Genomic DNA, 26,541 nt, shown 5'->3' with positions numbered 1-26,541 from the left:
GTCTCAGCGGGGCGCAGGGACCACGACCGGTTCGAGGCCCACTGCCCGCAGCGCCGGCTCCAGTTCGCTGGCCCGCCCACTGATGGCGACGGTGAGTGCGTCGGAGGCGACGTGCTCCCGGAACGCTGCGGTCACGTCCTGCGCTGACGGCAGTTCGAGTTCGGCGAAGTGATCGTTTACGAACCCGGGGTCCTCATGGGCTCCGGCCAGGGCTGCTGCCTGCTTGGCGATGTCCCAGGCCGTCTCGTTCGCGAGGGGCGCAACACCGAGCAGGAACTCGCGGGCGTCGGCGATCTCCGCGTCGGTGAAGGGCGAGCCCAGCGACACGCCGTCCAGCATGCGGACGACGGCGTCGGCCGCCACCTCCGTCCGGAAGCTGCCGCCGACCGTGAACTGTCCGTCGCCGCGGCGGGCAGAGAACCCGCCCTGGATGCCGTAGGTGTAGCCCAGGCGTTCGCGCAGTTCCAGGTTCAGCCGGCTGGCGAAGGCGCCGGTGATGGCGTGTCCGGCGAGCTTCAGTGCCGCCCACTGGGGGTGGCGTCGACCTGGCGTCAGCAGGCCCATCTGCACCGTTGCCTGAACAGCCTCTGGCATGTCGGCCAGCACCACCTGCGGCGGCAGGGGGTCAGCCTCGGTCGGCTCCGGCTGCGACCCGTGGCCGGTCCACGCACCGAGCGGCGCCAGCGCCTCGTCGACGTCGAGACCGGTGAGGTCGCCGGCCAGCACGAATGTGGAGCCAGAGGGTAGCCACCGCTGTTGGTGCCACGCCACCACGTCTTCGGGGGTGATGGCTCCAAGGGTCGACGGTGTACCGGCGACGGGGCGACCCTCGCGGGCATCGTCGCCGTGCAGGGCCGCCCGGAAGGTGCGTCTGGCCACCGCATCGGGGGAGGCTGCCCGGGAGTCGTGGGAGGCGATCTGCAGGGCGACGTGGTGTGCGACGTCGTCGGGGGCGTACTCGGGCTCCGTGATCACCTCCGCCAGCAGGCGGGACACCTCGACCAGTCGGCGTGCGGGCGCATCCCCGCTCAGCCGCGTGGCGTTGTGGTTCGCCATGCCCGAAAGGGAGGCACCCTGCAGTTCCAGCAACTCCGCGATCCGGCCATCCGGATTGGAGACTGTGCCCTCGTCCACGGCGTTCAGTGCCACCGTGGCCACGCCCTCCACGGCTCGCGGCTCCAGCGCCAGCGAGGACGGCATCACCACCTCGAAGGCGGCGACGTGCTGCCCGGGGAGGTCATAGATCCACGCGCTGGCGCCGTTGGCGAGCGGGCGGATCTCCGGCGAGGGGAAAGTCCAGCGGTTGGCCAGCCTGACCTGAGGTCGCATCATCGGTCTCCCTTGTCGGCGAGGTAGTGGAGCTCGGCTGGTTGGCCCGAAAGCCTGGTGGCGACGACGCGCCGGACGTCGTCGGGGGTGATGGCGGTGAGTTCGGCCAGCCGTGAGTTCAGCCGCTCGGGCTCTCCGAAAGTGAGCCACGAGTCGTTGATCATGTCGGCCCGGCCCTCCACCGTCGCCAGGTCCTGCAGCCAGGACCTCTCGTACTGGGCCACCGCCCGCTCGAGCTCCTCCGGGGTGGGTCCGTCAGCGGCGAAGTCCTGCAGTGCTTCGTGCAGTGCGGCAGCTGTGCTGGCCGTGCTGACGCCGTCCGCGGGCCGGGCGAGGATGGTGCTCACCGATGAGTCGCGCAGGTGCAGGAGGGCTGAACCGTGGACCTCCTGCGCCAGTCCCAGCTGCCGTACGAGTCGCTTGTGCAACCGGGAGGTGTGCCCGTCGGTGAGGATCGCCAGTGCGACGTCGAGGACGAGGTTGTCATCGTGGTCGGCCGGCGGTGTGGGCCAGGAGGCGTAGAGCAGTGAGTGGGGGACCTTGCGGGTGACGGTGGTGGTTCCACCACCCGCGGCGCCTGCAAGGGGCGACTGGTGGGACGGCCTCGGCTGGGCGGGGACCTGGGCGAAGTAACGCTCGACCAGCTCGATGGCAGTTTCCGCGGCGACGTTGCCCGCGAGCACCAGTCGTGCGTTGGACGGCCGGTACCAGGAGTCGAAGAACTGCTGGACGTCAGCCAGGGAGGCGGCATCCAGATCTGTCATCGAGCCTATGGGAAGGTGACCGTACGGATGGGACGGTTCGTAGTGCTGTGCGATCAGCAACTCGTACAGGTCCCCGTAGGGCTGATTGTCGTAGCGCTGCCGCTTCTCCTCCTTGACCACCTCCACCTGCGCCTCGAAGTTCTCCTGGGTGATGGCCAGGGAGCTCATCCGGTTGGCCTCCAGCCACAGCGCGAGCTCGAGGGCTCCAGTGGGGACGGTTTCGAAGTAGTTGGTCCGGTCGGTGGAGGTGGTCGCGTTGACCGATCCGCCCACGGATTCGATCGTCGCCATGTGCTCTCCGCTGGCCACGTCCGCCGAGCCCTGGAACATCAGGTGCTCGAACAGGTGGGCGAAACCCGACTTACCGGGCAATTCGTCGTAGGAACCCACCTCGTACCACAGGTTGACTGCGACCGCCGGCGCCAGGGGGTCCGGCTGCACGCACACTCGCAGACCGTTCTCGAGAGTGTGGGTGGCCATTTCGTAGCGCAGTTCGACGCCTTGGTGCATGTGTTCGTGTCCTTCGTCCCGGGCCCATGGCCTCTGGGTCGGAGTCTAGCCATCGGCGAAAATGACTCAGTCGTCGTTCTTCCGGCCATGTCTGCCGCGTGCTGTCCCGCTGCCGCCGATGTTGACAGACGGCGCGTCCGGCAGCTTCCAGTTGCGCCAACGCGCGATTCCTCCCAGGACCGCAGCGCTGGCGATGGCCACGGCCATGCCGATCTCGTAGTGTCCGGCATCCTGCAGGACCACCATCTCGGCCGCCGCGAGGATCGCGAAGGTCGCGTAGAGGGGGTTGCCGCCGAAGATCTGGGGCACCCGGTTCACGAGCACGTCGCGCAGCATGCCGCCGCCGACCGCCGTGATCACACCCAGCAGGATCGCCGGGATCCAGCCGAGGCCGACGGACAGCGCCTTGGAAGCCCCGGTCGCGGCCCAGCAGCCGAGCGCAAGCAGGTCGATCAGTGAGAGCGTGCGCCTGGAGATGGGCCCGTCCAGGGTGACGACGTAGGCGACCAGGGCAGCGAGGATGGCGCCCCCGAGGTAGAACGGGTCGGTCAGGGCCACCGGGAACCGCGTCCCGAGGAGCAGGTCCCGGATGATTCCGCCACCGAGCCCCGAGGTGACGGCCAGGAAGAGGAATCCGATGAGGTCATAACGCTGCGACCTGGCAAGGGCGCCGCCCAGGAGCCCGTTGCCGACGACCCCGGCCACGTCCACGACCCGGAACAGCACGTCCGGCGTCCACGGCTCCATTGGCGGCGCCTTCCCTCCTGCGTTCCTGCGATGTTTCCCGCTGGGGGCAGCGTAGCAATCACAGCTGGGCGGGAGGGTGCCTGAACCCTCAGCTGAACTGGACGATGTTGTTGAACACCCTGGTGTTCGGGACGCTTCGGAACCGCCGGTTGCCGGCGGCGTCGAGGTAGGACTCGACGATGGTGGCGTGGACGAAGCTGCGGCAGCCTGCCGGTCCCGTCCAGGCGTCGCCGCACGACGTCTCCCACCTTCGGCCCGACTGGTACCAGGTCCCGGTGTTGGCGAGGGGATTGCTCCCCCAGTAGCTGCGGGGGGCGGGCAGGTAGGTCAGGTTGTTGAAGGCCCAGCCGTTGTGCTGGGTGTAGATCCCGTTGGCGTAGGTGACCTTTGTTGCCCAGATCTCGGCCCGGCAGCGGCGAACCACGCTGGAGTAGGCCTCGCAGGTCGTATGCCACCTGCGTCCGTTGACGGTGTGGTAGCCCTGGGTGGTGTACACGTTGACCGTCGCTGAGGTGCCTCCGGTCAGGGCGGTGCGCAGGGCGGCGCCGTCGGCGTAGGTGGATCCGAGGCCGGTGAGATGCCCGCTCCAGAAGTTGACGGTGGAGTAGGCCCGCCCGCTGGGGGACACGGACCAGCCGATGGCGATGTAGTCCCAGTTCGGCTTGAGGATGTTCTCGCGGTGGCCGGGGGAGGCCATCCAACCGTCCATGGCGGCCTGCGGCGTGCCGTAGCGACCGCTGCCGGAATAGAGGTTCTCACCAGCGCCAGTGGCGCCCGGCCAGGACGCGAGGGGTTGGAGGTCCTGGTGCCGCAAGGAGGCGTCGGCGTCGGCCAGGTGGTCGTTCCAGGGCTGGGTGAACCGGGTCGCCAGGGCTGGTGAGTACCGCAGCGGGCCGAGACCGTGATCTGCACGGATCGCGTTGTGCCGGTCGAACACCTCCGAGACCTGCGCGGCGTAGGTGCGCAGTTGTTGTTCCGGTGGGGGAGCGGCGGCGGCGCGGAGGGGCGACGATGACGTGCCCGCAAGCAGCAGTGCAGCGACGCCAGTGAGGGACAGCAGGAGGCGCACGGCGATTCTCATGGGAATCAGTATGCGCGACTCGGGGTCACCCCATTGAAAATGGCATCGTAAATCGATAGGTTTATCTCGTTGCTCGACAAGGAGAATGTGATGAACCGATGGTTGATAGGGGCGCTTCGCGTCATTCTGGCCTGTGGGCTCGCAGGTTCGGTCTTCGTCCAGGTGGTGATGGTGCCCCTTTTTGCCCAGGATCTGGCTGAGGCTGGGGCCCCAGAAATGCTGCGCGTCTGGATCCCCGTGATCCTCGTTCTCGGGATAGTCACCATCCAGGTAGCGATGGTCTGCGTCTGGCGGCTGCTGACCATGGTGTTCAAGGGCACCGTGTTCTCCCTCGCGGCGTTCCGGTGGGTCGACGTCATCGTCGTGTCAGCGCTGTGCGCCGCGCTGCTCTGCTTCGCGCTCGGCCTCGTCCTGGCTCCCACCGAGGTCCCACCCGGGGTGGTGCTGCTGATCGGGGGAGCCGGCGGACTGGCGGTCGGGGTCGCCCTCGTGGTCCTGGTGATGCGGGCGCTCCTGGCGCAGGCGACCGGCCTCCATGACGAACTGGAGGAGGTGATCTGATGCCGATCATCGTCGACATCGACGTCATGCTGGCCAAGCGGAAGATGGCGGTAGGGGTCCTCGCGGAGAGGATCGGGATCACGCCGGCGAACCTTGCGGTGCTGAAGAACGGTCGCGCCAAGGCAGTGCGGTTCACCACCTTGGCGGCCCTGTGCGAGGCCCTCGATTGCCAGCCCGGAGACCTGTTGCGCTGGGAGCCGGAGCCCCAGCAAACCCAGCTTTGACCCTCGGCGCCCCGAGGCTTGTGGTTTCGTTGCGTCCATGGTGCACAGGAATGATCCAGCCACGGTCCGTCGGCTCCTCACGACACCGGGGAGGTGGGCTGTCGTGGGGCTGTCGCAGAACCGCCGCCGCACGGCCTACTCGATAGCCAGCTTCGTCCAAGGACTGGGGATGGAGATAGTGGCCGTCCATCCCAAGGCCGAGGAGGTGCACGGCGCTCCCGGATACCGCAACCTGGCCGAGGTGCCCGGCCAGATCGACGTGGTGGACGTGTTCGTCCGGTCGGACCTCGCTGGCGCCGTGGTCGACGAGGCGATCGCCGTCGGAGCGAAGGCGGTCTGGCTACAGCTGGGGGTGGTCGACGAGGAGGCCGCTGCCCGCGCTGCTGAAGCGGGACTCGACGTCGTCATGGACACGTGTCCTGCCATCGAGGCGCCCAGGATGGGCCTCTGAAAAGGGAAATCCGGACCGGCCAGTTGGCCGATCCGGACTTCTCAATTGGTAGCGGGGACAGGATTTGAACCTGTGACCTCTGGGTTATGAGCCCAGCGAGCTACCGAGCTGCTCCACCCCGCGTCGCTCGCTCAACAATACCCGAAGCCTCGCCGGAGCCCAAATCGCGTGCTCAGTCCTTCATCTGGGGCACGAGTTCACGGGCGTCGGTGTAGTCGAGCCCGCACAGTTCCAGCAGGTCTACGAGCATCGAGCGCACCTGGGCCACGATCACGGTGGAGGAGAGCTTGGCCTCGAGCGGCACCAGCGAGCTTTCGACGCCCACGGCGGCGATGTCGTCGATCTTCGAGTCCGGCCGGCGACGCGCGAAGAGCTCCACTGCGCACGCGTCGGTCACCTCTGCCAGCCGACCCAGGAGCCTGAGGTGGGTGGCCGGGATCTTCTCGCCACGGTAGACGCCCATGGCTGAGCGGCGGGCGAGGACCCGGAGGTTGCGGGTGAAGCGGTCCAGTGGGACGGCGATGTCGGCGATTTCGAGGACCTTCTGTCGTCGGTGCCGGAGGAAGGGCGACGTCCGGACCACGGCCACGCCCTCGTTCAGGGCGGCGGTCAACTCCGACAGCTGGCTCTCGGTGGCCCGTGCCCGGGCAAGCACCTCCTCGGCGGCCTCCTCGTCGCCGTCGGTGAGCGCGGTGACCATGGACCTGATGGAGGAGGCGGTCTCGTGCAGCACCTTCGCGGCCTGCAGCCTCGGCCTCTCGACCGGTCCGACCGGGGCCACCGTCGCGAAGGCCAGGGCGACGGCGCAGCCGATGAGCGCGTCGGTCCAGCGGGAGAACCCTGCCCCGAGGCTGGGCGGGATGGTGAGGACGATGGAGGCCTGGACCGCAGCCTGCGTCACCATCAACGTGCGCGCGCCCAACCAGGTGGTGATGGACATGGCGACCGCGATCACCAGCATGATCTGCCAGACCCCGTGCCCGAACCAGTGCCAGAACAGGTCGCCGAGCGCGACGCCGACCGTGACCCCGATCGCGATCTCCGCGGCACGCCAGAGCCGCTGGCCGAACGAGAACCCCAGGCAGACGATGGAGGCCACGACGGCCAGGAAGGGCGTCTCGTGCCCGAGGAGGCGCTGCGCGATCCACCAGGACAGCCCGGCGGCGAGCGAGATCTGGATGATGATGAACAGCCTGGACCGCCAGCGGCTGACCCGTCGCTTCTGGGAGCGCCAGCCGCGGCGCGCCGCGCGTTCGCTCAGGTCGAACGCCCGCACGGAGGCATTCTGGATGCCCCGGCCCGTCGCGTGCCAGGAGAAGCCCCGGTGGTCCGGTTTGTCATTCACGCGCGCGCTCCCCGAGGTGGATGGGTTCGGCAGCCCAGCTGCGCCAGGAACCCCTTGCTGCGCCAGATCCTAGACCACCGGCCACCTTGCGAATCAGGGCTGGAGCGGCCCGCAGGATAGGATTGGCGGCGATCCGCACACCTGCTGCATAGGAACCACATGAACCCTCGTCGTCGCATCGCTGCACTGTCAGGCCTCCTGGTGGTCCTCGCCATGGTGCTCGCCGGTTGCACCAGGCCGGATCAGCTCCCGGGCGAGCCGGAGCCTGTGACGCTGAACATCGGCGCCACGCTGGAGCCCACCGGGTTGGATCCCTCGACGGTCAGCGGCGCCGGGACGTCGTACGTGCTGCTGTACAACGTGTATGAGACGCTGGTGCGCCTGGACTCCGACAACAAGCTGCGGCCGCTGCTGGCGCTCGGGTGGAGCGTGTCTGAGGACAACCTCGTCTACACCTTCCAGCTCGACCCGAACGCCAGATTCGCCAGCGGCACGCAGGTGACCGCCGACGCCGTGGTCCAGTCCTTCGAACGGGCCATGGAGGGCGATGACATCGTCAGCCTCGTGCGAAACGGATTCGAGCCCGTGGCATCGGTCGAGGCGGAGGACGACGACACCCTCGTGGTGACGCTGGACCGGGTGAGCCACGGCTGGCTCTACCAGATGAGCGGCCCCGCCGGCATCGTCTACGATCCGGCCGGGTTCGAGACCCTGAACACCGAGCCAGCCGGCTCCGGGCCCTATGTGTTCGAGTCCTGGGACACCGGCGCGAGCATCACTCTCGCGGCCAACCCGGAGTACTGGGGCACCGGTCCCAGAGTGGACGGGGTGGTCTTCAGGTACTACGCCGACGCCAACGCCATGAACACCGCGATGGTCTCGGGCCAGCTCGACGCCATCTCCAACCTCACCATTCCAGAGTCCCTCGACCTGTTCGAGGACGAGGAGCGCTTCACCGTCACGGAGGGCCTGACACACGGCGAGGTCGTGCTCGGCTTCAACCACACCAACGAGGCCCTCTCGGTGCTGGAGGTGCGGCAGGCGATCAACCACGCCATCGACCGGCGCGCGCTGCTCGACACGGTGTGGGGTGGCAAGGGGGCACTGATCGGCTCGATGGTTCCTCCGTTCGACCCGTGGTTCGAGGAGGACCTGGTTGACTACTACGACTATGACCCGGAGCAGGCCCGCGAACTTCTCGCCGAGGCGGGTTACGCCTCGGGCCTCACCCTTCGGCTCCGGGTGCCCACCGTTCCCTACGGGCCCAACTCGGCGCGCGTGATCGCGTCGCAACTGGGCGCCGTCGGCATCACGGTGCAGGTCGAGGAACTCGAGTTCGGAGCCTGGCTCCAGGAGGTCTTCACCAACAAGGACTACGACATGACGATCGTCGCGCACGTCGAGCCCCGCGACATCGGCCAGTTCGCCAATCCCGACTACTACTGGGCCTACGACAACCCGGCTTTCGCCGAGGCTCTCGAGGAAGCAGACTCGGCCCCGACGGAGGAGGCCTACGTCGACGGGATGCGGGAGGCCGCGCGCCTGCTGACCGAGGACGCCGCGGCCGACTGGCTGTTCCTGCTGCCCAACATCGTCGTGACCACGAAGGAGGTCTCGGGCATCCCCGTCAACGCCGCCAGTCTGTCGATCGACCTGACAGCGGTTGCCACGAGCCGGTAGAACAACGAGTGTGAACCTGCTGCGCTCCCTGGGGCTTCGAGTGGCCGGGCTGGTGGCCAGCCTCCTCGCGGCGTCGGTCCTGATCTTCCTCGCCACCAACGCGTTGCCCGGAGACATCGCCCAGGTCATCCTCGGTACCAACGCGGCCCCCGGCGACGTCGATGCGCTGCGGGAACGTCTGGGCCTGAACCGGCCGCTGGCCGTGCGGTACCTGGAGTGGATCAGCGGCGTGGTGCGGGGGGACCTGGGAACGTCGATGATCTCGGGCCGCGACGTGATGGGCCTGATCGCGCCCAGGCTGGAGGTCTCGGTCTCGCTGACCGTCTCTGGAATGCTGCTCGCGATCGCGCTGGCGGTGCCGATGGGGACGATCGCCGCCCTGCGACGTCGGCACGCCAGCGGCCTGGCCGTCTCCGCGCTGTCCCAGGTGGGGCTTGCGGTTCCGGCGTTCTGGGCAGGGATCTGGCTGGTCATCATCTTCGCGGTGCAGCTGCGGTGGTTCCCAGCCGGTGGTTACGTGAGCTTCTGGGATGATCCCGCGCTCTGGGCCTGGCACCTGGTCCTGCCGGTGACCTCCCTGGCAATAGTGCAGGCCAGCCTGCTGTCCCGCTACGTCCGCAGCGCCGTCGTCGAGGTGCTCGGGGAGGACTGGTTCCGCACCGCGAGATCGGTCGGCTGGTCCCGCACCGGCGCCCTGTGGCGGCACGGCACCCGCAACGTCGCCATGTCCCTGCTGACGGTGGTGGGTCTGCAGCTGGCCACGGTCCTCGTCGGTGCCATCATCATCGAGCAGGTCTTCGCCATGCAGGGGCTGGGCTCGCGCCTGTTGCTGGCGGTGTCGCAGCGTGACCTCGTCGTGGTGCAGGGAGTGGTTCTACTCCTGGTGGCCGCGGTGCTGACGATCAACTTCGTGGTGGACATGACCTACCAGGTGCTCGATCCCCGCATACGGCGAGCGGGGGACGTGGCGTGAAGCACTCCAACCTGCTGGTGGGCGGGACCCTCATCATCGCCCTGGTGGTGGTCTCCGTCGTCGGACTTTTCTGGACACCGTACGACCCGAACGCTCTGGTGGGTCCCCGGCTGGAGCCGCCCGGCTGGCCGTTCGTGATGGGAACCGACGGGTTCGGCGCCGACATCGCGTCGCGGATCATCGCGGGCGCCAAGCGCTGTCTCCTGGTGGGTGTGGTCTCCGTGCTGGGTGCCGCCGCCGTCGGGATCCCCGTGGGCATCGTGTCCGGAATGTCCCGGGGCTGGTTCGGTGAACTGCTAGCCAGGGCAACCGACGTCCTGTACGGCTTCCCGGCGCTGCTTCTGGCCATCCTCTTCGCCGCGGCCGTGGGTGGTTCGACCTGGACCGCGATGGCGGCGATCGCGATCGCGACGGTGCCCGCCTTCGTGCGGATCGCGCGTGCGGCCACCATGCAGGTGATGAGCCAGGGCTACGTCGAGGCCGCCAGGTTGTCCGGCACCCCCAGGTTCCAGGTGGCCCTGCGTCACGTGCTGCCCAACATCGCGCCGGTGCTGGGGGTGCAGGCCTCGGTCAGTGTCGGCCTCGCGATCCTCGCCGAGGCAGGCCTGTCCTACCTCGGCCTCGGGTCCGGTCCCGACGAGCCGACCTGGGGACGGATGCTGCGGGAGGCGCAGGACCAACTGTTCAACGCGCCGATCATCGCACTGTGGCCCGGCCTTGCCATCGCGCTGGCGACCGCCGGGTTCAACCTGCTCGGCGACGGTCTGCGCGACTTCCTGGACCCCCGGCTCCGGGAGCTCGCATGACGTACCTGGAGGTCGAGGACCTCACCGTCAGCTTCGGACGCCGACGCCGGGTGGCGGTGGACCACGTGTCGTTCCAGTTGGAGCCCGACGAGCGGCTCGGCATCATCGGCCAGTCGGGTTCGGGCAAGTCCGTCACGAGTCTGGCGGTGATCGGGCTGCTGCCCGAGACCGCCCAGGTCTCGGGATCGATCCGGCTCGAGGGCCGGGAACTGGTGGGCATGCCCGAGCGGAGGCTCCGGGAACTCCGGGGCGAGGAGATCTCAATGATCTTTCAAGAGCCGATGACGGCGCTGGACCCGACGATGAAGGTGGGTCGCCAGGTGGGAGAAGTCGTTGCACTCCACCATGGCGAGCGCCACGGCGGCATCCGTTCCGAGGTCCTGGCGTGGCTGGACCGCGTCGGCATCCTGGACCCAGAGCGCATCGCGGACTCCTACCCCCACGAGCTCTCAGGGGGGCAGAGACAGCGCGCCCTGGTGGCCATGGCACTCGCGAACCGTCCGGGGCTGGTCATCTGCGACGAACCCACCACGGCGCTCGACGTCCTCGTCCAGCGCCAGATCCTCGATCTCCTCGACGCCGAGCTCAAGGGCCGCGCCTGCCTGTTCGTCTCCCACGACCTGGGTGTGGTGCGCCGGGTGTGCCAGCGGGTGGCGGTGATGCTGGAGGGACGAATCGTCGAGACCGGGCCGATCGAGGAGGTCATCGCGAACCCCTCGCATCCGTACACGCGTGGGCTCATTGCCTCGGCCAGGATCGCCGATGTCCCGCCGGGCGAGCGGCTCCCCACCGTCGCCGACTACTACCGGGGGCTCGAGACATGACCGGGCCATTGCTCGAACTGCGTGGCGTCGAGGTCACCTACCGTCGTCGGGGGAGGCCGTTCAGCGCCATCCGCGACGTGGACCTCACCGTCAGCGCGGGGGAGCGCGTGGGGGTGGTCGGGGGCTCGGGGTCCGGAAAGACCACGATCGCCCGCGCTCTGCTCGGCCTGGTCCGGCCCAGCCGGGGTGAGGTGCTGTTCGCCGGGACCCGCATCGACGGCCTGCCCGAGCGTGAACTCGCGCCGCTGCGCAGCGCGGTGTCGATGGTGTTCCAGGACCCGAACTCGTCGCTCAACCCCAGGATGGACCTGCGCGGCATCGTCTCCGAACCGCTGCGGTCCCCGCTGCTCCGGGCCCGGGGCAGCCTGCCGCCGGACTCCGACGACACCGTCGCTGCGGCGCTGGAAGCAGTGGGTCTGGACGCGTCCCTGATGTCGCGGTACCCCCACCAGCTCTCCGGAGGGCAACGCCAGCGGGTGGCCATGGCGCGGGCCTTGGTGAGCGAACCGCAGGTCCTGATCGCCGACGAGCCGGTCTCGGCGCTGGACGTCTCCGTGCGGGCCCAGGTCCTCAACCTGCTCTCTGACGCTGTCAGCGAACGGGGACTCGGGCTGGTGCTGGTCTCCCACGACCTCGCGATCGTGAAGCACCTCTGCGACAGGGTGGTGGTGGTGGAACGCGGCACCGTGGTGGAAACGGGTTTCACTTCGGACCTCTTCCGTAATCCCACGCACCCGTACACGCGGGAGCTGCTCGCGGCCACCCTGCCGGTCTAGTGTCCGTCACCGCGTCCGTCCGGGAGGACGGCCACTGGCGCGGAGTAGACTCCGCGCCTGTGAAGATCCTGTTGCTTGAGAACATCCACTCCGAAGCCGTCCGCCTGCTGGGAAACCGCGGCTACGAGATCGAGACCGCGCACGGTGCGCTGAGCGAGGACGAGCTGATCGAGGCCCTCGACGGTGTCGACATGCTGGGCATCCGGTCCCGCACGAACGTGACCCGCCGGGTGCTGGAAGCCTCCCCGCAGCTGAGCGCCATCGGTGCCTTCTGCATCGGCACCAACCAGATCGACCTGGCGGCCGCGTCGGAGCAATCAGTGGCTGTCTTCAACGCCCCGTACTCCAACACCCGCTCCGTCGTGGAGCTGGTGATCGGTGAGATCATCGCGCTGGCGCGCCACCTCACCGACCGCAACCGCGACATGCACGCCGGCATCTGGGACAAGTCTGCAATCGGGTCCCACGAGGTGCGCGGCCGCACGCTGGGCATCGTCGGCTACGGCAACATCGGGGCGCAGCTCTCGATCGTGGCCGAGGCGCTCGGCATGCACGTCTACTTCTACGACGTCGCGGACAAGCTTGCGCTGGGCAACGCCAAGCGAGTCGGATCCCTGGAGGAACTCCTGGAGGTCTGCGAGACGATCTCGCTGCACGTGGACGGACGCTCCAGCAACAACGGCCTCTTCGGTGCCGAGCAGTTCGCCATGATGCGCCCGCGTTCGCTGTTCCTGAACCTCTGCCGCGGCAAGGTCGTCGACCTGGACGCGCTGCACGAGGCGCTGGAGAGCGGACACCTCGCGGGTGCGGCCCTCGACGTCTACCCCAACGAACCGAAGGCCAAGGGCGAGGAGTTCGTCTCCAAGCTCCGGGGGATGCCAAACGTGATCCTGACCCCGCACATCGGTGGGTCGACGCTCGAGGCGCAGGAGGACATCGGCCGGTTCGTGGCGAACAAGCTGGCCGACTACGACAACCTCGGTGTGACCTCGATGTCGGTGAACCTGCCCGAGGTGGCCGCTGGCGAGCCGACCGCACAACGGGTGGTCCACCTGCACCAGAACGTCCCCGGTGTGATGGCCCGCCTGAACTCCGCCCTGGCCAACCACAACATGAACATCGGATCGCAGACCCTGGCGACGCGCGGCGAACTGGGCTACGCGATCACCGACATCTCCGGGGAGCACTACGACGGCCTGCTGGCCGAACTGCAGGCACTGGGGGAGACCAAGCGGGTCCGCATCCTCTGAGCCGCGGGCGTCCGGCGGCCCTCCTAGTCCGTGGGGGCCGCCAGGATCTCCATGGCGACGTCGTGGAGCTGGCCGTTGGTGGCCAGTGCCCCGGGGCCGGCGGGGCCGGGGACGCCGTCGAGGTTGGTGAAGCGTCCACCCGCCTCCCGGACGATGATGTCGAGCGCCGCCATGTCGTAGAGCTCGAGGTCCGGCTCGCACGCGATGTCGACGGCGCCCTCGGCCACGAGCATGTAGCTCCAGAAGTCGCCGTAGGCCCGGGTGCGCCAGGTCTGCCGCATCAGGTCGACGAAGCCCTGCCCGCGGCCGGAGTCGACCCACTCCGACATCTCCGAGTAGGACATCGAGGCGTCCCCCAGTTGCGCCACGCGGCTGACGCGGATCTCCTTGGGCTTCATGATGGACTTCCCGGTGAACGCGCCTCCGCCGGCGCTGGCCCACCAGCGGCGTGCCAGGGCGGGGGCGGATACGATCCCGGCCACGATCTGGCCGTCCTCCTCGAGCGCGATCAGCGTCGCCCACACGGGAACCCCGCGCAGGTAGTTCTTCGTCCCGTCGATCGGGTCGATGATCCAGCGCCGGTTGGAGTCGCCTGTGTCGGCGAATTCCTCACCGTGCACAGCGTCCCTGGGGCGGGTCCGTGACAGGGTGCGACGGATGGCCTCCTCGACGGCGGTGTCGGCTTCGGTGACCGGGGTGTTGTCCGGTTTGCTGGAGAAGCGCAGGTCGAGCGCCTGGAACCTGCTCATCGAGAGGGAGTCGGCATCGTCGGCCATGACGTGCATCAACCTGACGTCGTCGGTGAGGGATCGCGTTTGGGCCATGGACCCAACCTAGCGAACCTGCACCCCGAGCTAGGAGAAGGCGCGCTCCATGCGGCGGAACGACGCGAGTCTGGTCGCGTCCAGCCTGCCCTCGGCCACGGCCTGGTCCAGGCCGCACTGCACCGAGTCGGTGGTGTGCTTGCAGCCACGCGGGCAGTCGGCCGTGAACTCCGCCAGGTCCGGGAACGCCCCCACGAAGGACTCGGGCCTGACATGGCTGATCCCGAAGGAGCGCACGCCGGGGGTGTCGATGATCCAGCCGCCCTGTGGCAGTTCGATGGCCATCGCTGAGGTCGACGTGTGCCGGCCCTTCCCGGTGAGATCGCTGACCTCCCCGGTTGCGCGGTGCGCCTCGGGAACCAGCGCGTTCACCAGAGTGGACTTCCCGACCCCGGAGTGGCCGACGAAGACCGTGGCGTGGTCGCTCAGGATGTCGTGAACGGGGTCGAGGTCCATCCCCGGTCGGGTGACGACGATTGGGACACCGAGCGGCTCGTAGGCAGCGATGAGTTCATCGGGGCTGGCCAGGTCGGCCTTCGTCAGGCAGAGGATGGGAGCCACCCCGGCATCGAAGGCGGCGACGAGGATCCTGTCGATCATGCCCATCCGCGGCGGCGGGTCCGCCAGGGCCGTGACGATCATGAGCTGGTCCGCGTTGGCGACGATGGGGCGCTCGAAGGTGTCTGCGTCGTCGGCGCTACGGCGCAGCATGGTCCTGCGCGGCGCCACCTCCACGATCCGGGCCAGCGTGCCCTCGTCGCCGGAGGTGTCGCCGTCGAGTGTCACGACGTCGCCGACGATGATCCCCTTGCGCGAGATGACCCGGGCCCTGGTGGCGCTCACCAGAGCACCGCCAGGGATGCGGCAGCGGTAGCGGCCGCGGTCCACGGTCACGACGTGGGCGGTGGGTGCGTCGTCGTAGCTCGGGCGCTCCTTGGTCCGGGGACGGCTGCGCTTGCGTGGACGCTCGAAGGCCGCGTGTTCGTCGTCGTGGATCCCGCCGTGTGCCATCACCGAGTGACCAGTGCTGCCCAGTCGGTTGCGAAGTCGGGCATGGTCTTGCCCACGCACTCCAGGTCAGTCACTGTGATCCCGGGGACCTTCAGCGCAAGCAGCGCCGCGGTGTGCACCAGTCGGTGGTCCGCATAGGTTTCGAAGGCGCCGCTGGCCTCACCCGCCCCACCGGTCACCAGCAGCCCGTCCTCGGTCTCTAAAGCTTCGATTCCCAGCCGGCCCAGCTCAGTCGAGAGCGCGCGAAGCCGGTCGGTCTCGTGGCCGCGGATGTGGGCCACCCCCGAGATCCGGGACTGGCCCTCGGCCAGGGCCGCCAAGGCGGCCACGACGGGGGTGAGCTCGGCGGCGGCGTGGAGGTCCACGTCGACGGCCCGGAGCCGGTCCGGGCCGGTGAGCGTGACCGAGTCCTCGTCGCGCTCCACGGTGGCCCCCATTCGTTCGGCCACTTCGAGGAACTGCGCGCCCGGCTGGAGGCTCTGGCCAGGCCAGCCCGGGATGGTGACGCTGCCGCCAGTTACAGCAGCCGCCGCGAGGAACACCGACGCGTTGGTCAGGTCGGGTTCGATGTGGGTGTCGCGGGCCGCGATCGGGCCTTGGGCGACGCGCCAGGTGGAGTCGTCGACTTCGGCAACCTCGACGCCCCGGTCGCGGAGCATCTGGACCGTCATCGCGATGTGGGGACGCGACGGCAGGCCCCGCCCGTCATGGCGGAGGGTGAGTCCGCCCTCGAGGTGGGCACCCACCAGGAGGAGGCCCGAGACGTACTGGCTGGTGGGCGACGCGTCAACGGTCACCTCGATGCCGCCCGCCGCAGGGCCGGTGACGGTGAAGGGCAGCCGGTCCGAGTCCACGCGGGCTCCGAGCTGACGCAGGCCCTCCAGCAGCCCCGCCATGGGTCGTTCGCTCGCATGGGGGTCTCCGACGAATCGGGAGGTTCCGTCAGCGAGGGCCGCGATGGGCGGGACGAAGCGCATGACGGTGCCCGCGAGCCCACAGTCGATCTCGCCTTCAGCCGCGTGGAAAGCAGCGGGTGGGATGACGTTGAGGGCCCCGGAGGTGTCGGGGGTGACGACCGTGCCCAGTTCCCGGAGCGCGGCCACCATGAGCTCGCTGTCGCGCGACTTCAGGGCGCCGACGATGCGGCTGGGGCCGTCGGCCAGTGCGGCGAGCACCAACGCCCGGTTGGTCTCGGACTTGGAGCCCGGCACGACGACCCGCCCCGTCACCGGCTGCTGGGCGTGGGGGAGCGGGTGCGCCATCAGGAGATCACGGACTCCAGCGACTTGCGGGCCTTCTTGGTCTCCTTGCGCGCCCGCTTCGCGATCTGGTCTGCTTCCTTGCGTGCCCGCTTGGCGGCCTTCCTGGCGCGTCCGGTGAGTTCTTCGGAGGCATGCGAGGCCTTCTTCTCCACCTTCTCGATGGTGTGGCCGGCCCGCCAGGACAGGCCCGGCTTTCCCTGGGTGTCCCGGGCAGCCAACAGCGCGCTGCCGAGCAGCGCGGCCTTGGTCAGCACTTCCGGGCGCGCGGCCTGGCGCTCCGCCTTGCTGGCGTCCTTCGACGGCAGGGCGATGGCGATGTCGAGAATGCTGGCCTTGGCCAGGAGCAGCGCTCCCAGTCTGCGACCGATCCCCGTGGCGAACATCACTCCTCCGGCCACCTGCAGGGCACCGGTGGCCTTGACCCAGCTCTCGGCGTTGTCAGGCACCCAGGACGAGTAGCCGGCGGGTGCGACGCGCTGGACGAGCGGGGTGAGGCGGTTGGTGAAGTCCTCGGCGTCGGCTGCGGACTCACCGGGGTTCCTCACCTTGTTGATGCCGTCGGCGATGAACGTGCTGGCGACCAGGCTGCGGGCAATGAAGCGCAAGAAACTCATGCGCCAAAGATACCCACACCGGGGGCCGTCGGCTCGGTGCCGACATAGATTGGTGGGCATGTGCGGACGATATGCGGCCACGGCCAACCCGGACGAGCTCATCGAGACCTACGACATCTCCTTGGTGACCGACGACGGCCTCGAGGCCTGCGCACCGCGCTACAACATCGCCCCCACGGACGTGGTGCCGGCGGTCGTGGAGCGTGTCGATGGCGGCGAACCCGTCCGGAAGCTCGTCGGGCTGCGTTGGGGCCTGGTCCCGAGCTGGTCCAAGGACGCCTCGGGCGCCGCCCGGATGATCAACGCCCGCTCCGAGACAGTGGCCAGCAAGCCGGCGTTCCGGAAGGCGTTCGCGGCCCGTCGCTGCATCCTGCCCGCCATCGGCTACTACGAATGGCGCGCCGAGGAGGAGGGCGGCCGGGCCGTGAAGCAGCCATACTTCCTCCACCCCGAGAAGTCCCCGACCCTGTCCATGGCGGGCATCTACGAGTTCTGGAAGGGCCCCGACGGCTGGCTCCCCACCGTGTCCATCATCACGACGTCGGCCACCGACGAGACCGGATGGGTGCACGACCGCATGCCGATGACCGTCGGTGACGTCGACGCCTGGCTGGACCCGACGCTTGAGGACGTCGAGCGGGTCCACGGCCTGCTCAGCCCGATCACGGACCTGGTACCGCGCAAGGTCTCCCGCGCCGTCAACACCGTCGGCAACGACGGACCGGGGCTGGTCGAGCCCGTCGGTTGAGTGCTTGGGGCGCGGGAATATGCAACCGCCCGCCCGCGTTGTGCTGGCATGGTCACGACAGCTCAAAGCCCGGGCCGGTTGGGAACGTTCGGTTGGTCGGAGGTATCCTCCTACCTGATGAACATCGAGGCAACCGGCAAGACAGTCTCGGTCGAGGATGCGCAGGCATCCGAGGCCGACGCTGTCGCCGCGTTCGAGACCGAGGCCCTGAGCCATCTTGACCGCCTGTACTCGGCCGCCCTCAGGATGACCAGGAACCCGGCCGACGCTGAGGACGTCGTCCAGGAGGCCTACGCCAAGGCATTCCAGGCCTATCGGACCTTCACGCCCGGAACGAACCTGAAGGCCTGGCTGTACCGGATCCTCACCAACACCTACATCAACCAGTACCGCAAGGCCAAGCGCTCACCACAGACCAGCGCCGACGCAGAGGTGGAGGACTGGCAGCTGGCGCGGGCGGCCTCGCACCACTCCACCGGGCTCCGCTCCGCCGAGATGGAGGCGCTCGACCAGACGCCGGACCAGGCAGTCACCGAGGCGATGGCCCAGCTGCCCGACAACTTCCGCCTGGCGGTGTACCTGTCGGACGTGGAGGGGTTCTCCTACAAGGAGATCGCCGAGATCATGGGCACCCCCATCGGCACCGTGATGAGCCGCCTGAACCGCGGGCGCTCACAACTGCGCCACCTGCTGGCCGACTACGCGGCGGAGCGTGGCATCGCTCGCAGTGCGGAAGGAGGGCGGTGATGGCAGACCCCGCCATGTCGAACCATGACCACGATGAGCTCGACGAATGTGTCCGAGCCCTGCAGTCGGTTCACGCCTTCCTCCACAACGAACTCGGCGAGGCCGACGCGGACCTCATCCGGCACCACCTGCACGCCTGTGAGCGATGTATGGAGAACTTCGAGATCGAGACGACGATCACGGAGATGATCCAGCGCAGCCAGAGGCCCTCCCAAGCCCCCGCCAACCTCTCGGCCCGGATCTCCAGCATCAGCCTGCGCCGCAGGAGCTGACCCAGCAGGACGAAAAAAAGCCCCCGCAGGACTGCGGGGGCTTCAGTGTTCTCGTCAGGCGTTGGGACGCTTGCCGTGGTTTGCCTTGCTTCTGCGACGGTCGCGACGCTTGCGGCCTCTCTTGCCCATGGCTGTCTCCTAGAGTTCTGTGGAAATTCGTCCCCATTCTGCCAGAACGACGTCCCGGGGCGAAACCGGAGACCCGGGCAGGCGGCACCCGGGCCTGTCGTGGCAGAGTTGCGCCATGGCCAATGAAGACGTTGCGAAGCTGTCCGACACCGAGTGGCTGGACGCTTTCGTGGCACAGTGGCACCTCTTGGCCGACCTCAGCTTCTCGGACCTGCTGCTGTGGCTGCCCGATGAGGAGTTCGACACCTTCACCTGCGTCGCGCAGATCCGGCCGGTGACCGGACCGACCGCCCTCGAGGACGACGTCACGGGGGAGGTGCTGGAGTTCGAGCCGGACCACCCCGTCATCGTCGCTTACCTCACCCGGGAGATCGCCGAGACCAGCGACAACGAGTTGAGCGTCGGCATCCCCGTCGACGTCTGTGCCGTCCCCGTGGTCCGGGGCGATCGCTGCATCGCGATCCTCGAGAAACACACCAACCAGATGGGCATGCGCGCCACCGGTGCGCTGGAGGAGAACTACCTGGAGGCCGCCGATGTGCTGATCAGCATGATCATGGTCGGCGAGTTCCCGCTCTCCCCACCGAGCGACAAGGCACTGGCGCCCAAGGTCGGCGATGGTGTCGTGCGGGTCCAGCCGAACGGCGCCATCACCTACGCCTCCCCGAATGCCGTCACCGCGTTCCGGCGCATGGGGATGGACCACGACATCGAGGGTGAGAACTTCGGGGACCTCATCAAGACGATGTGGGAGGGCGTCGAGACGGTCGGACAGACCGTCATGTCGGATCTACGGGCGCAGCGCAGCGTGGTCTTCGACATCGAACGGGCCCGCTCGGCCATGAGGTTCGTGCTACTTCCGCTGCACGTGCATGGCGAATCGCTGGGGATGCTCGTGCTGTGCCGGGACACCACGGACCTGCGCCGTCGCGACCGCATGCTGGTCACCAAGGACGCGACGATCCGCGAGATCCACCATCGCGTGAAGAACAATCTGCAGACGGTGGCGGCGCTGCTGCGCATGCAGTCGCGGCGGCTCACCTCGCCCGAGGGCAAGGAGGCCCTGCGCGACGCAAACCGGAGGGTGTCGTCCATCGCCCTCGTGCACGACACCCTGAGCCACAGCTTCGACGACGACGTCGCCTTCGACCAGATCTGCGACAAGATCCTGCGCATGGTCGGTGACCTAGCTGCCTCGTCGGGGGTGGTGGACGCACGCCGGGTCGCCAGCTTCGGGGTGGTGCCGTCGGAGGCCGCGACGTCGCTGGCCATGGTGTTGACCGAACTGTGCCAGAACGCCATCGAGCACGGGCTGGGGAGCGGGTCCGGGAGGGTCGAGGTCCGGCCGCAGCGCGTCGGTCCGAACCTGACGGTCGACGTGCTCGACGACGGCGCCGGGCTCCCGGAGGGCTTTGAGCTGGGGCAGCAGACCAGCCTGGGGCTGGCGATCATCTCCACCCTGATCAACGATCTGGGCGGCACGCTCGAACTGGGCCCAAGGGAGGACGGACCGGGGACGAGGGCCCGTCTGAAGCTGACCTTCTGAGGCTACGGGGTCAGTTGTTGCGGAGCCGGGACCGTGCGGCCCGGCGCTTGATGGCGCGACGCTCGTCCTCGCTCATGCCACCCCAGACGCCGTGGTCCTGGCCGGCCTCGAGAGCCCAGGCGAGGCACTGCTCCCGGACTTCACACCTCTGGCAGATCTTCTTCGCGTCCTCGATCTGCTGGAGTGCTGGGCCGGTGTTGCCTACGGGGAAGAACAGTTCAGGGTCTTCCGTCAGGCAGGCAGCCTTGTGGCGCCAATCCATCGTGTGTGGCACTCCTTCAGCATCGTGGGGTCCGGAGCGGCTGCTCGGACGCAAGCGAACAGAACTTACCCCCGGTAACCAAGATAAACAAGTGCGTGCCCGGCACGGGAGAAGTTGTGAACATTGGGTGGCGCGAGTCCCGTTTGCCTCGGGATAGCACTTGGGGCACATTACCAGCATGCGAACCGAAGCGGGCCCGTCTCACCCCATGTCGTTGTGGACCGCAGTGGTCGGTGCTGCCCTGGCGGGGCTGGTGATCGTAGGATTCGGGGTGGCTTCGCTCGCCTCGGACCACGCGGTTTTCAGCGCGGGGATCGGAGGGTTCCTCATCGCATACGGACTGTTCGTTTGTTTCGGGGCCTGGCTGGGATGGCGCAGGCATCCGCTGGCGCGCGGACTGATCGTCGCGCCGGGTCTGCTCCACATCGCGATCGCCGTGAACCTCATCCAGGGGGGTGACCTGCCCCAGAAGGTGGGCGCGGGGGTGGGCGTCGCCGTGTTTGCGATCACGGTGGTCGCCGCGGTCCTGCCCGCCACCCGGGCCGCCCTCCAGCCCGGTGGGCAGGGGAGCGCCCGGTAGTCTCCGGAGCTAGGCCAGACGCCCCGCCCCGGGCGACGGTGTGGCGATGAACCACTCCGGGGCACCGTGACCGGCCGTGGCGAACGCCTTGGCGATCTCCTGGCCAATCCCGTCACCGGCCCCGAGGTGGCACAGCGCGATGATGCACCCGCCGAACCCGCCGCCGGTCATGCGCGCGCCGAGGGCGCCCGCGGAGCGGGCCGTCTCGACCGCCAGGTCAACGGTGGGGACGGTGATCTCGTAGTCGAGGCGCATGGACTCGTGTGAGGCGTCCAGCAGGCCGGCCAGGTCGGCCAGCCGCCCCCCGGTGGCCACCCGGAACGCCTCCTCGGTCCTCGCGTTCTCCGTGACGACGTGGCGCACCCGCTTGCGCATCACCTCGTCGTCGAGTTCGGCGAGTGCGGCATCGAGGTCCGTGATGTCGCGCAGCGCCGGGAGCCCGAGCTTCGCCGCGGCAGCCTCGCAGGTGGCGCGCCGTGCCCCGTACTCGCCGTCGACGTGACTGTGTGGGGTCTTCGTGTCCAGCACCAGTACCTCCAGTCCCTGCTCCGTCATCGGCAGCGGCACCAGAGAGCCCTCCAGTGAACGGCAGTCGAGGAACAGCCCGGCGTCGGCACGGCACAGCGTGCTGGCTGCCTGGTCGAGCAGCCCCGTCGGCGCTCCGACGTAGGCGTTCTCGGCCAGCCGGGCCAGTTTCGCCCGGTCGATCGGTTCGATCTCCAGCCCGAACAGGTCCACCATCGCGGCCACGACGGCGCACTCGATGGCGGCCGAACTGGATAGTCCGGCGCCGAGCGGGACGTCGGAGGTGAGGGCCAGGGTGACGCCGCCCACCTCGTGTCCCGACTCCCGCAGTGCCCACACGACGCCGGCCAGGTAGGCCGACCAGCCGTCGGCGCCGGGGGAGAGGTCATCGATCCCGACGGTGACGGTGTCGTCGAGCTCGACCGAGTGCATCACCACGAGGCCGTCGTCCCGGCGTCCTGCGGCGACGACCGCCCGCTGTGCCAGGGCGAAGGGCAGCACGAAGCCGTCGTTGTAGTCGGTGTGTTCCCCGATCAGGTTGACCCGGCCAGGGGCGAACCACAGGCCTTCCGGATCCGCCCCGGCAAGCGTGCGGTAGTGCGCCGTGAGCGCATCGAAGCTCCCCTCAGGGTCGGTGCCCATCGGGCTTCCTGAGGTTGTCAACGGCTGGTCCATCAGTCCTCCGGGTCATCCAACCGGGCGAGCCAGGAGCCCAGCCGGTCGATTGCGGTTTCGAATTCGGGGTTGAGGTCGACGAAGGTGCGCAGCTGCTCCGACAGCCAGCCCAGCGTCACGGTCTCGTCGCCCCGACGGTCCTCGAGCTCCTCGAGTCCGCGGTCGGTGAAGTACATCGGCTACTCCCCGAACGCGCGGCTGTAGAGCTCCTCGGACTGCTGCAGGTGCACCTTGTGGGAACCGACCGACGGTGCCGAGGCCCAGCCACGCGCGATCCGCGTCATCTGCAGGTCGAAGTCGATGTGCTTGCGCACGGCGTTCGGAAGATGGGACGAAAGGAACGGCCAAGGTCCCTGGTTCGCGGGCTCGTCCTGGACGAAGCGGATGTCGCTGACGTGCGAGTAGCGCTGCAGGATCTCGGCCAGTTCCTCTCCCGGGAGCGGGTACAACCGCTCCAGTGGGATGATGGCGACCTTCCCCTCGAAGCCGTGCTTCTCGCGGTAGTTGACCAGCTCCCAGCGGATCTTGCCCGAACACAGCAGGATCTTGTCCACCTGCGACGGGTCGTTGATCGTCGGGTCGTCCAGGGCCGGGCGCCAGCTGCCCGAGGTGAACTCCTCGGGCATCGAGGCGGCCTGCTTGCTGCGCAGCATGGACTTGGGCGTCGCGATCACCACGGGGCGGTGGAAGTTGACGTAAGCATGCTGGCGCAGGAGGTGGAAGTAGCTCGCCGCCGTCGACGGCTGGCACACGGCCAGGGCGTTCTCGGCGCACAGCTGCAGGAAACGCTCGATGCGGGCGGAGCTGTGGTCCGGGCCCTGCCCCTCGTAGCCGTGCGGCAGGAGGAGGACGACGCCGGACTTCTGGGTCCATTTCGCCTGACCGGAGGCGACGAACTCGTCGATGATGATCTGGGCGCCGTTGACGAAGTCGCCGAACTGGGCCTCCCACAGGACCAGCGCATCCGGCCGGGCCACCGAGTAGCCGTACTCGAAGCCCAGCGCGGCGTACTCGCTGAGGAGCGAGTCGTAGACGTCGAAGGTGGCCTGGTTCTCGGACAGGTGCTTCAGGGGCACCCAGGCTTCGTTGGTCACGCGGTCGACGATTGCGGCGAAGCGCTGCGAGAACGTGCCGCGCCTGGAGTCCTGACCAGCCAGGCGCACGGGACGCTCCTCCAGGAGGAGGGAGCCGATGGCCAGGATCTCCGCAGTGGCCCAGTCGATGGGACCGTTGAGGATCTGGTCCGCGCGTCGCTCCAGCTGCGGCATCACCTTCGGGTGCGGGGTGAAGCCCTCCGGCAGGTCCGTGTGCACCTGGGAGATGAGCCTCATCGCCTCCGGGGTGATCTCCGTGAGGCGCTGCTCCGGCTTCTTCGGGTAGTAGGGAACCCGCGAGTAGTCGTCGTCCGGGACGTCCTTGTTGCGGGCGTCACGCACCTCCTTGAACACGTTCTCGAGCCGGCTGCGGAACCGGTTCATGACGTCCTCGGCGTCGGCCATGGAGATGTCACCGCGCCCGATCAGCGACTCGGTGTAGAGGCGGCGCACGGAGCGCTTCTGCTCGATCAGGTCATACATCTTGGGCTGGGTGAAGCTCGGGTCGTCGCCCTCGTTGTGGCCACGGCGCCGGTAGCAGACCAGGTCGATCACGACGTCCCTGTGGAACTTCTGACGGTAGTCGAAGGCGATTCGGGCGGCGCGGATGCACGAGTCGGGATCGTCACCGTTGATGTGCAGGATCGGCGCGGAGATGGACTTCGCGACGTCGGTTGCGTAGGTGGAACTCCGGCTCTCGGATGGCGCCGTGGTGAAACCGACCTGGTTGTTGACCACCACGTGGATGGTGCCGCCGGTCTTGTAGCCGCGCAGCTGGCTCATCTGGAGCGTCTCGAACACCACCCCCTGACCGGCGAACGAGGCGTCGCCGTGGAGCAGCAGCGGCAGCACCGGGTAGTCATCGGCACCCAGGACGTCCTGCTTGGCGCGCGCGATGCCCATCACGACGGGATTCACGGCCTCCAGGTGGGAGGGGTTGGCAGCCACCGACGTCTTGATCGTGCGCCCGTTGGTGGCCACGAACGAGCCCTCGGACCCGAGGTGGTACTTGACGTCTCCGGTGCCGCTGCGCGGGTCCAGAGAGCCGTCGAACTCCCGGAAGATCTGGGCGTACTTCTTCCCGACGATGTTGGCCAGCACGTTGAGGCGGCCGCGGTGGGGCATGCCGATGCAGACCTCGTCGACCGAGTCGTTGGCCGCCTGCTGGCAGATCTCGTCCAGCAGGACGATGAGGGACTCGCCGCCCTCGAGTGAGAACCGCTTCTGGCCGACGAACTTGGTCTGCAGGAACGTCTCGAACACCTCCGCCTCGTTCAGCTTGTCGAGGGCGTGCATGTGCTCTTCATGCGTGAGCGCCTTGCGGGGCACCTCCATGCGCTCCTGGAACCAGTGGCGCTGTTCGGGGTCGGTGATGTGCATGTACTCGACGGCGACGGTGCGGGTGTAGGAGTCCTGGAGGATGCTCAGGATCTCGCGGAGCGTGAGGTAGGCGCGCTCCTGGTTGCCGAACGTGCCGACGGCGAACTCGCGGTCCAGGTCCCAGATGGACAACCCGTGGGTCTCCAGGCGCAGGTCCTCGTGGGAGCGCTGCCGGTACTCCAGCGGATCAGTGTCGGCCGCGAGGTGTCCCAGCGAGCGGTAGGCCGCGATGAGTTCCAGGACCCGGCCGTGCTTGGTGACCTGGCTGGCGCGGTGCGCCGAGACGTCGCTGGACCACCGGAACGGCTCGTAGGGGATCCGCAGGGCCTCGAAGACCTCGTCGTAGAAGTTGTCCTTGCCGAGGAGCAGCTCGTGCAGTTCCTTGAGGAACTCGCCGGACTGGGCTCCCTGGATGACCCGGTGGTCGTAGGTGGACGTCAGGGTCGTGATCTTGGAGACACCCAGTTCGGTGATGCGCGACAGGGAGGTGCCCTGGAACTCGGCGGGGTAGTCGATGGCCCCGACGCCGAGGATCATGCCCTGCCCGGTCATCAGGCGGGGAACCGAGTGGTTGGTGCCGATCCCGCCGGGGTTCGTGATGGAGGCGGTGGTGCCGGCGAAGTCGTCGACGGTCAGCTCACCGTCCCTGGTGCGCTTCACCAGGGCCTCGTAGGCGGCCCAGAACTGCGCGAAGTTCAGGGATTCGCATCCCTTCACGTTGGGAACCAGGAGCTGGCGGGTGCCGTCCTTCTTCTTCACGTCGATCGCGATGCCGAGGTTGATGCTCGGGTTCTGGACGTGGGTGGGTTTGCCGTCGACGAGGTCGTAGGCGTCATTCATGCTGGGCACTGCCCGGATCGCCTTGACCATCGCGTAGGCGATCAGGTGCGTGAAGGAGACCTTGCCGCCCTTGGAGGTGCGCAGGAAGTTGTTGATGATGGTGCGCTGGTCGATGACGAGCTTCATCGGAACGCTGCGCACGGAGGTCGCCGTCGGGACCGAGAGGGAGGCGTCCATGTTCTTGGCCGTACGCATGGGCGCGCCACGCATGGTGGTGAACTTCGGCGCGGCGGCGCTCGGCTCCGGTCTGAGACTCGGGTTCGGGGCGTTGGCCGACAGGCCGGGGCCGGAGCTGGGAGTGTCCTGCGCCTCCACGGTGGGCTTGGCAGTCTCGACGCGGTTGGCGGAGGCCTGCGGCTTCGGCTGGGCGGCGGGCTTCGCGGCCTCCACCGGCTGTTGGGGTGCCGCTGGCTCAGGCTTCGCAGCGGCAGGGTCTGACTTCTTCTGGGGTGCGGGGCGCTCGGGGGCAGGGGCGGCGACCTCGGCGGTCCTCGCGGCGGATTTCGGTGCGGTGGTGGTGGTCGACGCGGTGGTCGTCGGCGCGGTGGTGTCCGTGGCGAAGAACTCCCGCCACTGCTCGTCGACCGACTGCGGATCCTCCTCGTACGCCTCCCGCATCTCGTCGATCAACCAGGAGTTGGCTCCGAATGCGTCGTTTGAATCCGTTGATGACATGTGTGCCAGTGGCTGGGCCACGATTCCCCTCTGTGA

At 68.3% G+C, this 26,541-nt stretch carries 28 protein-coding genes and 1 tRNA gene; 14 read left to right on the top strand and 15 right to left on the bottom strand.

What is annotated here, in order from left to right; all coding sequences use genetic code 11:
• Positions 1 to 3 precede the first annotated feature (3 nt).
• From LKO27_RS06695 to LKO27_RS06680, 4 genes are all read right to left on the bottom strand, one after another.
• Complete coding sequence (locus LKO27_RS06695; RefSeq protein ID WP_227736376.1) at positions 4 to 1,332, bottom strand: pitrilysin family protein; 1,329 nt, start codon at positions 1,330 to 1,332, stop codon at positions 4 to 6.
• On the bottom strand, positions 1,329 to 2,603 hold the full coding sequence (locus LKO27_RS06690) for a pitrilysin family protein (RefSeq protein ID WP_227736374.1): 1,275 nt from the start codon (positions 2,601 to 2,603) through the stop codon (positions 1,329 to 1,331). Before LKO27_RS06690 ends, LKO27_RS06695 begins: the two co-directional genes overlap by 4 nt.
• Positions 2,604 to 2,669: 66 nt before the next feature.
• Positions 2,670 to 3,350, bottom strand: coding sequence for a trimeric intracellular cation channel family protein (locus tag LKO27_RS06685; protein ID WP_227736372.1), 681 nt, complete (start codon positions 3,348 to 3,350; stop codon positions 2,670 to 2,672).
• 88 nt (positions 3,351 to 3,438) lie between these two features.
• Entirely contained in the window at positions 3,439 to 4,431 is a 993-nt protein-coding gene (locus LKO27_RS06680; RefSeq protein ID WP_227736370.1) for a CAP domain-containing protein, read from the bottom strand.
• A 90-nt stretch (positions 4,432 to 4,521) separates the two neighbouring features.
• On the opposite strand from LKO27_RS06680, the gene LKO27_RS06675 reads away from it, so the two are divergent.
• The 3 genes from LKO27_RS06675 to LKO27_RS06665 are packed head-to-tail and all read left to right on the top strand — an operon-like array spanning position 4,522 to position 5,667.
• Positions 4,522 to 4,992, top strand: a complete 471-nt coding sequence (locus tag LKO27_RS06675) for a DUF2975 domain-containing protein (protein WP_227736368.1) — start codon at positions 4,522 to 4,524, stop codon at positions 4,990 to 4,992.
• Complete coding sequence (locus LKO27_RS06670) at positions 4,992 to 5,216, top strand: helix-turn-helix transcriptional regulator (RefSeq protein ID WP_227736366.1); 225 nt, start codon at positions 4,992 to 4,994, stop codon at positions 5,214 to 5,216. The genes LKO27_RS06675 and LKO27_RS06670 overlap by 1 nt, the downstream gene beginning before the upstream one ends.
• A gap of 37 nt (positions 5,217 to 5,253) precedes the next feature.
• A complete protein-coding gene (locus tag LKO27_RS06665) occupies positions 5,254 to 5,667 on the top strand; it encodes a CoA-binding protein (protein WP_227736364.1) in 414 nt (137 codons plus the stop codon).
• A 46-nt stretch (positions 5,668 to 5,713) separates the two neighbouring features.
• On the opposite strand, the gene LKO27_RS06660 is transcribed toward LKO27_RS06665, so the two are convergent.
• Positions 5,714 to 5,790: transfer RNA gene (locus tag LKO27_RS06660), tRNA-Met, on the bottom strand.
• A gap of 49 nt (positions 5,791 to 5,839) precedes the next feature.
• A complete protein-coding gene (locus tag LKO27_RS06655; protein WP_227736363.1) occupies positions 5,840 to 7,012 on the bottom strand; it encodes an FUSC family protein in 1,173 nt (390 codons plus the stop codon).
• Between the two features lie 159 nt (positions 7,013 to 7,171).
• On the opposite strand from LKO27_RS06655, the gene LKO27_RS06650 reads away from it, so the two are divergent.
• Genes LKO27_RS06650 through serA form a run of 6 tightly spaced genes read left to right on the top strand, consistent with a single transcriptional unit; the run spans position 7,172 to position 13,321 of the window.
• Positions 7,172 to 8,692: an ABC transporter substrate-binding protein gene (locus LKO27_RS06650; RefSeq protein ID WP_227736362.1), complete on the top strand. Its 1,521-nt coding sequence runs from the start codon at positions 7,172 to 7,174 to the stop codon at positions 8,690 to 8,692.
• Between the two features lie 10 nt (positions 8,693 to 8,702).
• Positions 8,703 to 9,665: an ABC transporter permease gene (locus LKO27_RS06645; RefSeq protein WP_227736360.1), complete on the top strand. Its 963-nt coding sequence runs from the start codon at positions 8,703 to 8,705 to the stop codon at positions 9,663 to 9,665.
• Complete coding sequence (locus LKO27_RS06640; protein ID WP_370629954.1) at positions 9,662 to 10,471, top strand: ABC transporter permease; 810 nt, start codon at positions 9,662 to 9,664, stop codon at positions 10,469 to 10,471. Before LKO27_RS06645 ends, LKO27_RS06640 begins: the two co-directional genes overlap by 4 nt.
• Complete coding sequence (locus tag LKO27_RS06635; RefSeq protein ID WP_227736358.1) at positions 10,468 to 11,295, top strand: ABC transporter ATP-binding protein; 828 nt, start codon at positions 10,468 to 10,470, stop codon at positions 11,293 to 11,295. The genes LKO27_RS06640 and LKO27_RS06635 overlap by 4 nt, the downstream gene beginning before the upstream one ends.
• Positions 11,292 to 12,071, top strand: a complete 780-nt coding sequence (locus LKO27_RS06630; protein ID WP_227736356.1) for an ABC transporter ATP-binding protein — start codon at positions 11,292 to 11,294, stop codon at positions 12,069 to 12,071. Before LKO27_RS06635 ends, LKO27_RS06630 begins: the two co-directional genes overlap by 4 nt.
• Positions 12,072 to 12,130: 59 nt before the next feature.
• Complete coding sequence (serA, locus tag LKO27_RS06625; protein WP_227736354.1) at positions 12,131 to 13,321, top strand: phosphoglycerate dehydrogenase; 1,191 nt, start codon at positions 12,131 to 12,133, stop codon at positions 13,319 to 13,321.
• 23 nt (positions 13,322 to 13,344) lie between these two features.
• On the opposite strand, the gene hisN is transcribed toward serA, so the two are convergent.
• Genes hisN through LKO27_RS06605 form a run of 4 tightly spaced genes read right to left on the bottom strand, consistent with a single transcriptional unit; the run spans position 13,345 to position 17,032 of the window.
• Complete coding sequence (hisN, locus tag LKO27_RS06620; RefSeq protein WP_227736352.1) at positions 13,345 to 14,145, bottom strand: histidinol-phosphatase; 801 nt, start codon at positions 14,143 to 14,145, stop codon at positions 13,345 to 13,347.
• Positions 14,146 to 14,175: 30 nt separating this feature from the next.
• On the bottom strand, positions 14,176 to 15,156 hold the full coding sequence (gene rsgA / locus LKO27_RS06615) for a ribosome small subunit-dependent GTPase A (RefSeq protein WP_227736350.1): 981 nt from the start codon (positions 15,154 to 15,156) through the stop codon (positions 14,176 to 14,178).
• A complete protein-coding gene (aroA, locus tag LKO27_RS06610) occupies positions 15,156 to 16,418 on the bottom strand; it encodes a 3-phosphoshikimate 1-carboxyvinyltransferase (RefSeq protein WP_227736349.1) in 1,263 nt (420 codons plus the stop codon). Before aroA ends, rsgA begins: the two co-directional genes overlap by 1 nt.
• Complete coding sequence (locus LKO27_RS06605) at positions 16,418 to 17,032, bottom strand: DoxX family protein (protein ID WP_227736346.1); 615 nt, start codon at positions 17,030 to 17,032, stop codon at positions 16,418 to 16,420. Before LKO27_RS06605 ends, aroA begins: the two co-directional genes overlap by 1 nt.
• Positions 17,033 to 17,090: 58 nt before the next feature.
• On the opposite strand from LKO27_RS06605, the gene LKO27_RS06600 reads away from it, so the two are divergent.
• From LKO27_RS06600 to LKO27_RS06590, 3 genes are all read left to right on the top strand, one after another.
• The gene (locus LKO27_RS06600) at positions 17,091 to 17,780 is read left to right on the top strand and encodes an SOS response-associated peptidase (RefSeq protein WP_227736344.1); all 690 of its coding nucleotides are present in this window, start codon (positions 17,091 to 17,093) and stop codon (positions 17,778 to 17,780) included.
• Between the two features lie 117 nt (positions 17,781 to 17,897).
• Positions 17,898 to 18,527: a sigma-70 family RNA polymerase sigma factor gene (locus LKO27_RS06595; protein WP_227736342.1), complete on the top strand. Its 630-nt coding sequence runs from the start codon at positions 17,898 to 17,900 to the stop codon at positions 18,525 to 18,527.
• Positions 18,527 to 18,799 carry a zf-HC2 domain-containing protein gene (locus tag LKO27_RS06590; protein ID WP_227736340.1) on the top strand — a complete coding sequence of 91 codons (273 nt, stop codon included), beginning with the start codon at positions 18,527 to 18,529 and terminating at the stop codon, positions 18,797 to 18,799. Before LKO27_RS06595 ends, LKO27_RS06590 begins: the two co-directional genes overlap by 1 nt.
• Positions 18,800 to 18,853: 54 nt before the next feature.
• On the opposite strand, the gene LKO27_RS15540 is transcribed toward LKO27_RS06590, so the two are convergent.
• A complete protein-coding gene (locus LKO27_RS15540; protein ID WP_370629986.1) occupies positions 18,854 to 18,928 on the bottom strand; it encodes a 50S ribosomal protein bL37 in 75 nt (24 codons plus the stop codon).
• 115 nt (positions 18,929 to 19,043) lie between these two features.
• On the opposite strand from LKO27_RS15540, the gene LKO27_RS06585 reads away from it, so the two are divergent.
• Positions 19,044 to 20,474, top strand: coding sequence for a sensor histidine kinase (locus LKO27_RS06585; RefSeq protein WP_227736338.1), 1,431 nt, complete (start codon positions 19,044 to 19,046; stop codon positions 20,472 to 20,474).
• 10 nt (positions 20,475 to 20,484) lie between these two features.
• Here LKO27_RS06585 and LKO27_RS06580 read toward each other — a convergent pair whose 3' ends face one another.
• Positions 20,485 to 20,736 (bottom strand): WhiB family transcriptional regulator, encoded by a 252-nt coding sequence (locus LKO27_RS06580; protein ID WP_227736337.1) that lies wholly within the window; start codon positions 20,734 to 20,736, stop codon positions 20,485 to 20,487.
• 208 nt (positions 20,737 to 20,944) lie between these two features.
• Here LKO27_RS06580 and LKO27_RS06575 point away from each other — a divergent pair, with 208 nt between their 5' ends.
• Positions 20,945 to 21,316, top strand: coding sequence for a hypothetical protein (locus LKO27_RS06575; RefSeq protein ID WP_227736335.1), 372 nt, complete (start codon positions 20,945 to 20,947; stop codon positions 21,314 to 21,316).
• A gap of 9 nt (positions 21,317 to 21,325) precedes the next feature.
• Here the strand turns inward: LKO27_RS06575 and galK are convergent, their stop codons facing one another.
• The 3 genes from galK to LKO27_RS06560 are packed head-to-tail and all read right to left on the bottom strand — an operon-like array spanning position 21,326 to position 26,526.
• Positions 21,326 to 22,483, bottom strand: coding sequence for a galactokinase (gene galK / locus LKO27_RS06570; protein ID WP_227736333.1), 1,158 nt, complete (start codon positions 22,481 to 22,483; stop codon positions 21,326 to 21,328).
• Between the two features lie 32 nt (positions 22,484 to 22,515).
• Positions 22,516 to 22,692 carry a DUF6104 family protein gene (locus LKO27_RS06565; protein ID WP_227736331.1) on the bottom strand — a complete coding sequence of 59 codons (177 nt, stop codon included), beginning with the start codon at positions 22,690 to 22,692 and terminating at the stop codon, positions 22,516 to 22,518.
• Positions 22,693 to 22,695: 3 nt separating this feature from the next.
• Positions 22,696 to 26,526 carry a multifunctional oxoglutarate decarboxylase/oxoglutarate dehydrogenase thiamine pyrophosphate-binding subunit/dihydrolipoyllysine-residue succinyltransferase subunit gene (locus tag LKO27_RS06560; RefSeq protein WP_370629953.1) on the bottom strand — a complete coding sequence of 1,277 codons (3,831 nt, stop codon included), beginning with the start codon at positions 26,524 to 26,526 and terminating at the stop codon, positions 22,696 to 22,698.
• Positions 26,527 to 26,541: the final 15 nt, after the last annotated feature.

This window comes from Tessaracoccus sp. OS52, from assembly GCF_020687685.1.
In the GTDB taxonomy this organism is placed as follows: Bacteria; Actinomycetota; Actinomycetes; order Propionibacteriales; family Propionibacteriaceae; genus Arachnia.
Note: the sequence above shows the minus strand (reverse complement) of the source record. Positions and strands in the feature narration are given on the sequence as shown.